10 protein-coding genes are annotated in these 11,699 nt (G+C 61.7%); 6 read left to right on the forward strand and 4 right to left on the reverse strand.

All coding sequences use genetic code 11. The features are described 5' to 3' along the window. Positions 1-214 precede the first annotated feature (214 nt). The 4 genes from BM321_RS21575 to BM321_RS21590 all read left to right on the forward strand — a co-directional run bounded on the left by BM321_RS21575 (position 215) and on the right by BM321_RS21590 (position 7,769). Positions 215-1,957 (forward strand): potassium/proton antiporter, encoded by a 1,743-nt coding sequence (locus tag BM321_RS21575; RefSeq protein ID WP_092203455.1) that lies wholly within the window; start codon positions 215-217, stop codon positions 1,955-1,957. Between the two features lie 34 nt (positions 1,958-1,991). Continuing rightward, positions 1,992-5,354: a mechanosensitive channel MscK gene (gene mscK, locus BM321_RS21580; RefSeq protein ID WP_092444662.1), complete on the forward strand. Its 3,363-nt coding sequence runs from the start codon at positions 1,992-1,994 to the stop codon at positions 5,352-5,354. 37 nt (positions 5,355-5,391) lie between these two features. Further along, entirely contained in the window at positions 5,392-6,855 is a 1,464-nt protein-coding gene (gene selO, locus BM321_RS21585) for a protein adenylyltransferase SelO (protein WP_092444664.1), read from the forward strand. A gap of 563 nt (positions 6,856-7,418) precedes the next feature. Beyond that, a complete protein-coding gene (locus BM321_RS21590; protein WP_092444666.1) occupies positions 7,419-7,769 on the forward strand; it encodes a DUF6124 family protein in 351 nt (116 codons plus the stop codon). Between the two features lie 193 nt (positions 7,770-7,962). Here BM321_RS21590 and BM321_RS21595 read toward each other — a convergent pair whose 3' ends face one another. The 4 genes from BM321_RS21595 to BM321_RS21610 form a co-directional block, all read right to left on the reverse strand. After that, the gene (locus tag BM321_RS21595; protein ID WP_092444668.1) at positions 7,963-8,364 is read right to left on the reverse strand and encodes a helix-turn-helix domain-containing protein; all 402 of its coding nucleotides are present in this window, start codon (positions 8,362-8,364) and stop codon (positions 7,963-7,965) included. Continuing rightward, on the reverse strand, positions 8,361-8,657 hold the full coding sequence (locus BM321_RS21600; RefSeq protein ID WP_053117759.1) for a type II toxin-antitoxin system HigB family toxin: 297 nt from the start codon (positions 8,655-8,657) through the stop codon (positions 8,361-8,363). The genes BM321_RS21595 and BM321_RS21600 overlap by 4 nt, the downstream gene beginning before the upstream one ends. A 165-nt stretch (positions 8,658-8,822) precedes the next feature. Next, a complete protein-coding gene (locus tag BM321_RS21605; RefSeq protein ID WP_092444670.1) occupies positions 8,823-9,101 on the reverse strand; it encodes a hypothetical protein in 279 nt (92 codons plus the stop codon). 265 nt (positions 9,102-9,366) lie between these two features. Next, positions 9,367-10,272: a LysR family transcriptional regulator gene (locus BM321_RS21610; RefSeq protein ID WP_218130103.1), complete on the reverse strand. Its 906-nt coding sequence runs from the start codon at positions 10,270-10,272 to the stop codon at positions 9,367-9,369. A 203-nt stretch (positions 10,273-10,475) separates the two neighbouring features. On the opposite strand from BM321_RS21610, the gene ycaC reads away from it, so the two are divergent. Both ycaC and trxC read left to right on the forward strand, forming a co-directional pair. Then, positions 10,476-11,102, forward strand: a complete 627-nt coding sequence (gene ycaC / locus BM321_RS21615) for an isochorismate family cysteine hydrolase YcaC (protein WP_025211469.1) — start codon at positions 10,476-10,478, stop codon at positions 11,100-11,102. A gap of 171 nt (positions 11,103-11,273) precedes the next feature. Further along, positions 11,274-11,696 carry a thioredoxin TrxC gene (gene trxC / locus BM321_RS21620; RefSeq protein WP_092203447.1) on the forward strand — a complete coding sequence of 141 codons (423 nt, stop codon included), beginning with the start codon at positions 11,274-11,276 and terminating at the stop codon, positions 11,694-11,696. Positions 11,697-11,699: the final 3 nt, after the last annotated feature.

The following is an 11,699-nucleotide window of genomic DNA, read 5'->3' on the forward strand; positions in this document are numbered from 1 at the left end:
GCTCCGCGTGGGAATGCAGCCGGGGACGCTCTGCGTCCCTAAAGCCGAACGCGGAGCGCCCGTTGAGGCATTCCCACGCAGAGCGTGGGAACGATCAACTCCCCTCCCTCCCAACCTTTTTTGACAGCATCACATTTCAACAGGTTAGAATCGCTGGCACGCAGACTGCATGGTCAGTCTGTGCCCGCCCCTCAGTTTTCCCGGAGTAACGCCTTTGACTGCAGCGACCATCAACAGCCTGTTCTTGATCGGCGCGTTGCTGGTAGGTGCGAGCATCCTGGTCAGTTCTCTTTCGTCCCGCCTGGGCATCCCGATCCTGGTGATCATCCTGGCCGTGGGCATGGTGGCCGGTGTCGACGGTGCCGGTATCCTTTTCGATAACTACGCCACGGCTTATCTGGTCGGCAACCTCGCCTTGGCCGTCATCCTGCTGGACGGCGGCTTGCGCACACGGGTCTCGAGTTTCCGCGTGGCGCTGTGGCCGGCGTTGTCCCTGGCCACGGTCGGTGTGTTGATCACCACCGGGCTGACCGGGTTGGCGGCGGCCTGGCTGTTCAATCTGAACCTGATCCAGGGCCTGCTGATCGGTGCCATCGTCGGCTCGACCGATGCCGCGGCGGTGTTCTCGCTGCTGGGCGGCAAGGGCCTGAACGAGCGGGTCAGCGCCACCCTCGAGATCGAGTCCGGCAGTAACGACCCCATGGCGGTGTTCCTCACCGTCACCCTGATCGGCATGCTCGCCAGCGGTGAAACCGGCCTGCACTGGAGCCTGCTCGGGCACCTGGTGCGTGAGTTCGGCATCGGTTCGGTACTCGGCCTGGGCGGTGGCTGGCTGATGCTGCAGTTGGTCAATCGCATCAATCTGGCCAACGGCCTCTACCCGATCCTCGTCATCAGTGGCGGCCTGGCCGTGTTCGCCCTGACCAACGCCCTGCACGGCAGCGGTTTCCTGGCGGTGTACCTGTGCGGCCTGGTGATCGGCAACCGCCCAGTGCGCAGCCGCCACGGCATCCTGCACATGCTCGATGGCATGGCCTGGCTGGCCCAGATCGGCATGTTCCTGGTGCTGGGGCTGCTGGTCACGCCCCACGACCTGCTGCCGATCGCCCTGCCGGCCCTGGGCCTAGCGCTGTGGATGATCCTGTTTGCCCGTCCGTTGTCGGTCATGGTGGGCCTGCTGCCGTTCAAGGCGTTCCATGGTCGCGAGAAAGCCTTCATTTCCTGGGTCGGCCTGCGCGGCGCGGTGCCGATCATCCTGGCCGTGTTCCCGCTGATGGCCGGCCTGCCCCACGCCCAGCTCTATTTCAACCTGGCGTTCTTTATCGTGCTGGTCTCGCTGCTGGTACAGGGCACGAGCCTGCCGTGGGTCGCCAAGTTGCTGCACGTGACCGTCCCGCCCGAACCGCTGCCGATTTCCCGGGCCGCGCTGGAAGTGCACGTCACCAGCGAGTGGGAGCTGTTCATTTATCGCCTGGGCGCGGAAAAATGGTGCATCGGCTCGCCCCTGCGGGACCTGAAAATGCCCGAAGGCACCCGCATCGCCGCCCTGTTTCGTGGCCAGCAACTGCTCCATCCGTCGGGTAGTACGGTGTTGGAAGTCGATGATTTGCTGTGTGTTATCGGCCATGAACACGATTTGCCGGCCCTTGGAAAACTGTTCAGCCAAGCGCCGCAACGGGGCCTGGATCTGCGCTTCTTCGGCGACTTCGTACTCGAAGGAGACGCCCAGCTGGCCGCGGTTGCCGCGCTGTACGGGTTGAAGCTGGACGGCATCGATCCGGACATGTCCCTGGGCCGCTTCATCGCCCAGAAAGTGGGCGGCGCACCAGTGGTCGGCGACCAGGTGGATTGGAACAACACCCTGTGGACCGTCGCGGCCATGGACGGGAACAAGATCGGCAAAGTGGGCGTCAGATTCCCCGAAGGAAGTCGCCCGGGTCCCGGCTTGTTCCTCTAAACTGCTCCCACTCTCATTTGCTTGACCGGTCTCTATGCCTACCCTGCGCTCCTTTTTCGCCACCGCCCTGCTGGGCCTGAGTCTCTCCATCTGCACGCTGCAAGCCGCGGATCTTCCCACCAGCGCTTCGGTGCAGGCCAGCCTGGACAAGATCGCCGAAAGCAAACTGCCGGAGGCCGACCAGAAAGCCCTGCAGGCCGTCTTGCAGGGCACGCTGACCCAGCTCAACAACAAGGCCGACTACGAACAGAAGCTGCAGGCGCTCAAGCAGCAACTGGCCACCGCGCCCAAGCAGAACATCGAGAACCAGCGCGAACTGGCGCGGCTCAAGGGCACCACGGTGGTGCCGGTGGCGCAACGCTACGCCAACCTGCCGATTCCCCAGCTCGAGCAAATGCTCTCGGATCGCTCCACCCAGCAGGGCGATCTGCAAAAAGCCCTGGCCGACGCCAACAGCCTGATCATCACCGCCCAGACCCGTCCCGAGCGTGCCCAGGCGGAAATTTCCAGCAGCCAGACCCGCATCCAGCAGATCAATGCCATCCTCAAGGCCGGCCGGGACGCCGGCAAGACCCTGAGCAACGAGCAACGCGACCAGCTCAACGCCGAGTTGGCGGCGCTCAATGCACTGATCCCGCTACGCCGCCAGGAACTGGCCGGTAACAGCCAACTGCAGGACCTGGGCAACGGCCAGCACGACCTGCTGATGGAAAAAATCGCCCGCATGGAGCAGGAAATCCAGGACCTGCAGAACCTGATCAACCAGAAGCGCCTGGCCCAATCCCAGGAGACGGTGACCCAGCAATCCATCGAAGCCCAGAAGGCTGGTGGCAGCAGCTTGCTGGCGACCGAAAGCGCGGCCAACCTGAAGCTTTCCGACTACCTGCTCAAAAGCACCGACCGCCTCAACGAGGTCACCCAGCAGAACCTGCAGACCAAGCAACTGCTGGACAGCGTGACCCAGACCGACGCGGCCCTGGACGAGCAGATCAGCGTGCTCAAGGGCAGCCTGCTGCTCTCCAAGATCCTCTACAAGCAGCGCCAGACCTTGCCGCGCCTCAAGCTCGACCAGAACCTGGCCGACCAGATCGCCGACATCCGCCTGTACCAGTTCGAAGTCAGCCAGCAACGTGAGCTGCTGAACAACCCCAGCGCCTACGTCGACAGCCTGCTGGCCTCCCAGCCCTCGGAACAAGTCACCCCGCAACTGCGCAAAACCTTGCTGGAACTGGCCCTGACCCGTGTCGACCTGCTGGAACGGCTGAACCGCGAATTGAGCGCGGTGCTCAACGAATCGATCACCTTGCAGCTCAACCAGAAACAACTGCTCAGCACCGCCCAGAACCTGCGGGCGACCCTCGAAGAGCAGATGTTCTGGATTCCCAGCAATAAACCGCTGGATTTCGAATGGATGCGTGCCGTACCGACGCGCCTGGAAAAACAGATCGACTCGTTGCCCTGGGCCTCCAGCCTCAGCGAGCTGGCCGATGGCCTGACGCAGCGGCCGCTGCTGTTCCTGCCCCTGGCGCTGCTGATCGGTGCGCTGCTGTGGCGGCGCAAGCATCTCTATGCCCGCCTGAACAAGGTTCACCAAGACGTTGGCCACTTCAAGCGCGACAGCCAGTGGCACACTCCCCAGGCGATCCTGATCAATATCCTGCTGGCCATGCCGGTGGCCCTGGCGCTGACCCTCTGCGGCTATGCCTTGCAGATCGACGCCCGCGGTCAGAACGCCAACCTCGGCGCGGCGCTGCTGCAGATCGGCCAGGCCTGGCTGGTGTTCTACACCGCCTATCGAGTGTTGTCGCCGGGCGGCGTGGCCGAGTTGCATTTCCGCTGGGAGAAACCCCAGGTCGAATTCCTCCAAGGCTGGATCCGCCGGCTCGGGCTGGTGGTGCTGGCGTTGGTGGCCGTGGTGGCCGTGGCCGAGTTGCAACCCGCGAGCCTGGCCGATGACGTGCTCGGCATGCCGGTGGTGCTGACCTGCTACGCGCTGATGGCGTGGTTGCTCAGCCGCCTGTTGCTCAGCAGCCCGACGCACAGGAACACTTCGCTGTTCCGCAAGGCCGTCGGGGTACTGTTCACCGCGCTGCCCATCGCACTGTTCGTGGCGGTGTGCTTTGGCTACTACTACACCGCGCTGAAACTCAGCGACCGCTTGATCAATACCCTGTACCTGCTGATGTTCTGGCTGGTGATCGAGGCGACCTTCGTCCGCGGCCTGTCGGTGGCGGCGCGGCGCCTGGCCTACCAGCGCGCCCTGGCCAAGCGCCAGGCGGCCAAGGAAGCCGGCGATGGCGAAGCGGTGGTCGAGGAGCCGACGCTGGACATCGAGAAGGTCAACGAACAGTCCCTGCGCCTGATCCGCCTGGCCCTGCTGGGTGGTTTCATCGCCGCGCTGTATTGGGTCTGGTCGGACCTGATCAGCGTGTTCTCGTACCTGGACAACATCACCCTCTACGAATACACCAGCGGCACCGGCGCCAACATGAGCATGGTGCCCATCAGCATCGGCGACATGCTCGGGGCGCTGATCATCATCGGCATCACCTTCGCCCTGGCGCGCAACCTGCCGGGCCTGCTGGAAGTGTTCGTGCTGTCGAAGCTGAACCTGGCCCAGGGCAGTGCCTATGCCACCACCACGCTGCTGTCCTATGTGATCGCCGGCGTCGGTTTCGTCACCACCCTGTCCACCCTGGGCGTGAGCTGGGACAAACTGCAATGGCTGGTGGCCGCGCTGTCGGTGGGCCTGGGCTTCGGCATGCAGGAGATCTTCGCCAACTTCATCTCCGGGATCATGATCCTGTTCGAGCGCCCGGTGCGCATCGGCGACACCATCACCATCGGCAACCTGTCGGGCACGGTGAGCAAGATCCGCATTCGTGCGACCACCATCACCGATTTCGACCGCAAGGACATCATCGTCCCGAACAAGACGTTCATCACCGGGCAACTGATCAACTGGTCGCTGACCGACACCGTCACCCGGGTGACCCTGAAACTGGGCGTGGACTACGGCTCGGACCTGGACCGGGTGCGTGAGTTGCTGCTCAAGGCCGCCCGCGAGAACCCACGGGTGCTGAAGGAACCGGAGCCGATCGTGTACTTCCTGAACTTCGGTGAAAGCACCCTGGACCATGAGTTGCGCATGCACGTACGCGACCTCGGTGACCGCAACCCGGTGCTGGACGAGATCAACCGCTTCATCAATCGGGAATTCAAGAAGGAGCACATCAATATCTCCTTCCGGCAGATGGAAATCTATCTGAAGAACATGCAAGGCCAGGAGTACAAACTGGTACCCGCCGAGCCTGATAAAAAGACCATCCCGCCCGTGCCGTCGGCTGTCGCCAGCATCAAGCCGGTGCCTGAGCCGCCGCAAGGCACACTCGACTGATCGCGGGTTGCCTGCGGGCGTCCCGCCGGAGACGGCCATGAAAACGCTGGAAACCCTGACCTTCGATAACCGCTTCGCCCGCCTGGGCGACGGTTTCTCGACCCATGTGCTGCCCGAGCCCATCGACAATCCACGGCTGGTGGTCGCCAGCCCGGCGGCCATGGCGTTGCTGGACCTGGACCCGGCGCAAGCCCAGGCACCGCTGTTCGCCGAGATCTTTGGCGGCCACAAGCTCTGGGCCGAAACCGAGCCACGGGCGATGGTGTATTCCGGGCATCAGTTCGGTCACTACAACCCACAACTGGGCGACGGTCGAGGATTGCTGCTGGGCGAGGTGTACAACGAGGCTGGCGAGCACTGGGACCTGCACCTCAAGGGCGCCGGCCAGACGCCGTTCTCACGGATGGGCGACGGGCGCGCGGTGCTGCGTTCCTCGATCCGCGAATTCCTCGCCTCCGAAGCCCTGCACGCCCTCGGCATTCCCACCACCCGGGCCTTGTGCGTGATCGGCTCGGACACCCCGGTATGGAGGGAAAAGCAGGAGCGCGCCGCCATGGTGCTGCGCCTGGCCCCCAGCCATGTGCGCTTCGGGCATTTCGAATACTTCTACTACACCAAGAAACCCGAACTGCATGCGGCCCTCGCCGAGCACGTGTTGAACCTGCACTTTGCCGAGTGCCGTGAACAACCGGAACCGTACCTGGCGATGTTCCGCGAAATCGTCGAGCGCAATGCCGAGCTGATTGCCAAATGGCAGGCCTACGGTTTCTGCCATGGAGTGATGAACACCGACAACATGTCGATCCTGGGCATCACCTTCGACTTCGGACCGTTCGCCTTCCTCGACGACTTCGATGCCAACTTCATCTGCAACCACTCCGATGACCAGGGTCGTTACTCGTTCAGCAACCAGGTGCCCATCGGCCAGTGGAACCTCAGCGCCCTGGCCCAAGCCCTGACACCCTTCATCAGCGTCGACGCCCTGCGCGAGACCCTCGGGTTGTACTTGCCGCTGTACCAGGCCCATTACCTGGACCTGATGCGCCGCCGCCTCGGCCTGACCCGCGCCGAAGAAGACGACCAGAAACTGCTGGAGCGCTTGCTGCAATTGATGCAGAACAGCGGCGTCGACTACAGCCTGTTCTTCCGCCGACTGGGCGACCAGGCGCCCGAGCAAGCCGTGACCACCCTGCGCGATGACTTCGTCGACCTCAAGGGCTTCGACGCCTGGGGCGAACTGTATGTTGCCCGCGTCAATCGCGAAGGCCCCGTCGATCAAGACCAACGCCGCGCGCGCATGCACGCCGTCAACCCGCTGTACGTGCTGCGCAACTACCTGGCACAGAAAGCCATCGACGCCGCCGAATCAGGCGACTACGAAGAAGTGCGCCGCCTGCATACCGTGCTGAGCAAGCCGTTCGAGGAACAACCGGGCATGGACAGCTACGCGCAACGCCCGCCGGAGTGGGGCAAACACCTGGAGATCAGTTGTTCGTCGTAACGCGGCGCCACGACTGAAATCACCTTCCCGCCCTCACACATACTGTTCGGGGGCATGGTTAACCCTGTGGCGAGGGGATTTATCCCCGCAGGGCTGCGCAGCAGCCCCAAGACAGACAACGCGGTGCAACAGATGAACCGCGTCAGCCGGGTTACGACTGCTGCGCAGCCGAGCGGGGATAAATCCCCTCGCCACAAGCGCCTTGCAAGCACCATGTTTATTTCGATGTAGGACCATTCAGGAGCAGGCTACGCCGCCTTGCGCCGTTGCCTACAACTACGCCAGAATCCGCCGGCTTGTGTGCCTTGGAGTCGGGCTTTATCGTTTCCCCGTCGCTGAAAATCAGCGATCGGGTTTAGCGATCCGACTCAACACAGACGCAACAATGCCCAGTCTCGATTGCAGTCTTTTACATCTGCAACTCGCTTAATGGTGGCTGTGCGTGGGAGACCTTCTGGTCTACCCGGGGTTTCTGTGACCCGGATCGCTAACCTGCGTACAGCCGCCACCTTTACTTGTTTAGCGATAGGTCGTGGTGGCTCAACCAATCACGGAGATTCACCATGTTCAAACCAACACCCAACCCACCCGATCCCGACCCAACCAATACACACTCAAAAGCATTCGACAAAGCCGCCGACCGCATCCTCGACCACTACCTCAAGCCCAAACCCAACAAGCCCGAGGCCGATCCAGGCCAACTGTTCACCGTCGTCAATGGCGCCAACACCGAATCCCTGCTGGCCAACCTCAGCGAAACCCTGGCTTCGGCCAATGCCATGGTCAGCGACCTGGCATTCGACCTGAAAGGCTCCAGGCGGCACGTAGCCATGGGCATTCAGCAATTGATCGAACTGAGCGGCTTACTGGCGAACCGCGCACTGGACAATGTCGAACCACGCCAGTCGACATAGCGCATCCCCGGCGGCATAGAGCTTACTCCCGCTTGGCCGTAGCAGCTATGTAGGAGCTGTCGAGTGCAACGAGGCTGCGATCTTTCCCAGACACTGGAGTCTCAAGCGAAAGATCAAAAGATCGCAGCCTTCGGCAGCTCCTACAAAACCAAGCGGGAGCAAGCTCCCTCGCCACGATGAGCGTGTCTATCCATCAAATGAAAGTTTCCACCGATACACCGAAGCGCTCGGCCAACCAGCGGATCTGCCTCAAATTGAGCTGACGCTTACCACTCAATACCTCCGATACCACCGACTGGGTACCAACGCCCGGCAAGTCGCTCTGGCTCATGCCATGTTCACGCATCAGGTAACGCAGCGCCTCGACACCGCTCGCCCTGGGCATTGGCCGGTGCTGCTGGTCCCATGCCTCGATCCATTCGCCGATAATATCCACCAGGCTCATGAGAGGATGGGTTTCGTCTTCGCCCACCAACGCCAACAGCTCATCAAGAGCACTCGCCAATCGGTCGTAATCCTCTTCGCTCCTGGGCTTACGCAGCAGGGGCGACACAAACTCCCAATGGGCGGCGACTTGTTCGACCAGTGCACTCATCCCTTTTCCTCCTTCCACTTGCCTCTGTCGTATTCCCGATGGTCAAGCACGCATTTGATATACAGACGCTGTGCTCGGTATCGAATCACCGCAATCAGCCGCAACTTGTTTCCACCGATGTCAAACACATGCAGCGGACCGACCTTATCGGTTGCCGGAAATATGGATTTCATCGCCGCGAAATCAGCCGGGCTATTGCGCTTGATCAGCCGATACCATTGATCCAACGCATTCGCTGAATGTGGCCATTTCTCCTTGGCCTCCCAAATGCGTTTCTCAGTGATCACATGCATGCAACGTCCTTATCGCATTTTGCTATGGGGAAGTTAAACACAAATCTGGCGTATCGCAAATTGCGATAGCGCCAGTTAGACAAATGGTTAGCTCTTGCTGGTTTCCAGACTAGTCGCCAAAAGATTTAGGTCTCGGTAAGAAATGTGAGCAGATATGAGTCCTGCTCACCCCACCTTATCGTTCCCCTGCTCAGGCGTCTCGATGCCCGGCTCCGCTTCGGCATTGTCCTTGTCAGTCGGTTTTGCCGGTGGTTTTTCCTCGGGATAACCGGGCATGCCGCGGGCGTCTTCGGGGGTCAGCTCGTCCCGGTCGTGGCGGCGATCGATGGCGTAGGCCGGGGCAGCGTTGGGGTCTTCGTCGCGGCCGGCGGTGCCGAGGACAAAGCCGTCGTCATTGGGGTTGTCCACCGCCTGTGGGGTGTCTGGGTCTTGAGGATTGCTCATGGGACCTCCGGGTTGCGAACAGGTACGTTGTGGTTTTTTTGAGGGCCTGGCGGGCGTTGAGTGCAACGCACCTGATGAATGGCAGCCTGGGTGGCTAATGCCGGTCAGTTAAGGATCAAACGACACAAAACCTGTGGGAGCGAAGCTTGCTCGCGATGGCGGCAGCCCCGTCAATGGCGTAGTCGACTGCTCACCCCAATCGCGAGCAAGCTTTGCTCCCACGGGCTTGAGGCTTAACTGACTCGCATAAACCAATGGGCCTGGCCTACGCCATGTCGCTGTGACTGAATTCCTCGGCCAGAAAATCGATCAGCGTACGCACCGACGGCAGCAACCCGCGTCGTGAGGCGAAGATTGCGTGGACGATCCCGCACTTGGGCGTCCAGCCCGGCACCAGTTCCACCAGCCGGCCAGCCGCGATGTCTTCACGCACCACCACGGTGGGCAAATGGGCGACGCCGATGCCGGCCAGCACGGCGTGACGCAGGGCCAGCAGGTCGTCGGTGACCATGCGCGGTTCATGGCGGATCAATGCGCGGCTGCCGTCCGGGCCGAACAATTCCCACTGATACTCCCGCTGCGCTCCACCCCAATGCACGCTCGGCAGGCCGTTGAGGTCTGCCGGCGAAGCGGGCGAAGACAAGCGCTCAAGGTAAGCCGGGCTGCCCACCAGGCATTGGGTGCTGTTGCTCAGCACTTTCATGACCATGTCGGTGTTTTCCAGGGGCGGAAAGCGCACCCGCAAGGCGATGTCGAACCCTTCGTGGATCAGGTCGACCCGGCGGTTGGTGCTCTCGATGAACAACTCCACTCGCGGGTACTTGAGCATGTAGCGGGTCAGCATCGGCCCGACCCAACTATTGAGCAGTGCCGTCGGGCAACTGATACGCACCAGTCCCTGGGGCTCGGAGCGGTTGCGCTCGATCACTTCCGCCGCGCTCTCGGCCTCGACCCGCATCGCCAGGCAGCGCTGGTAGTAGGCCTGGCCGATCTCCGTCAGCGTGCAATGACGACTGGTGCGATGGAGCAAGCGTACCCCGAGCCGATCTTCCAACTGGGCGATACGCCGGCTGAGCTTCGACTTGGGCATGTCCAGCGCCCGGCCCGCAGCGGCGAACCCACGGTGCTCGACCACCTGGGTGAAATAGTAAAGCGTGTTGAGGTCTTCGATGATCGTTCTCCAAATAGAACGCTAAGGCTAATTTTCGCAGTCTATCGCATCAAAGGTGCCAGTTTTAATCTACACCCATCGAAACGCAACACGGATTGAAGCCGGGCGCTTCGACCGGATGAGTCACCGAACAATCGCTACACCGACATTGAAAACCTTAACCACGCCGACCTTCGGCAGCCAAACTTAATGAGGACTACGCCATGACCACTTCCTACAACCGTCTCGACAAAGATAACGCCGCCGTTCTGCTGGTTGACCACCAGGCCGGCCTGCTGTCCCTGGTCCGCGACATCGACCCGGACCGCTTCAAGAACAACGTGCTGGCCCTGGCGGACCTGGCGAAGTACTTCCAACTGCCGACCATCCTCACCACCAGCTTCGAAACCGGCCCCAACGGCCCGTTGATGCCGGAACTCAAGACGCTGTTCCCGGACGCGCCGTACATCGCTCGCCCTGGCCAGATCAACGCCTGGGACAACGAAGACTTCGTCAAGGCGATCAAGGCCACCGGCAAGAAGCAACTGATCATCGCCGGCGTGGTCACCGAAGTCTGCGTGGCCTTCCCGGCACTGTCGGCCCTGGCCGAAGGCTTCGACGTGTTCGTGGTCACCGATGCCTCCGGCACGTTCAACGAACTGACCCGTCAATCGGCCTGGGACCGCATGTCGTCCTCCGGTGCGCAACTGATGACCTGGTTCGGCCTGGCCTGTGAACTGCACCGCGACTGGCGCAACGACGTGGAAGGTCTGGCGACCTTGTTCTCCAACCACATCCCGGACTACCGCAACCTGATGACCAGCTACAACACGCTGACCAACGCTAAATAAGCAGCAACACCACCTCCTGTGGGAGCGAGCTTGCTCGCGATAGCGGTCTGACAGTCGATGCATTTTTGACTGATCCTCCGCCATCGCGAGCAAGCTCGCTCCCACAGGGTTTTGTGGTGGTTTATGTATAGTGCTCAATCTGTGCCAACGATTTTCCGGGAGACCGACCTGATGCTGATCCCCTGCCCCCATTGCAACGGGCTCAACCGCATACCCGCCGAACGCTTGGGCGACCAGCCCAAGTGCGGGCGCTGCAAGGCCCAGGTGTTATTGAGCAAACCGTTCGAACTCAAGCAAGGCGACTACGCCAGCCAGATCAAGGGCGACCTGCCGTTGTTGGTGGACGTCTGGGCCGATTGGTGTGGGCCGTGCAAATCCTTCGCCCCGGTGTTCGAACAGGCCGCCGCGCAACTGACGGGCAAATGCCGCTTGGCCAAGCTCGACAGCGAGGCCAACCAGCAACTGTCGGCGCAGTTGGGAATCCGCTCGATTCCCAGCCTGATTCTGTTCAAGGAAGGCCGGGAAGTGGCGCGTCAGAGCGGAGCATTGCCGTTGCCGCAATTGATGAGCTGGTTGCGTAGCCAGGGGATTTGATGC

The sequence above is a fragment of the Pseudomonas sp. NFIX10 genome (assembly GCF_900111955.1).
GTDB lineage: Bacteria > Pseudomonadota > Gammaproteobacteria > Pseudomonadales > Pseudomonadaceae > Aquipseudomonas > Aquipseudomonas fluorescens_AA.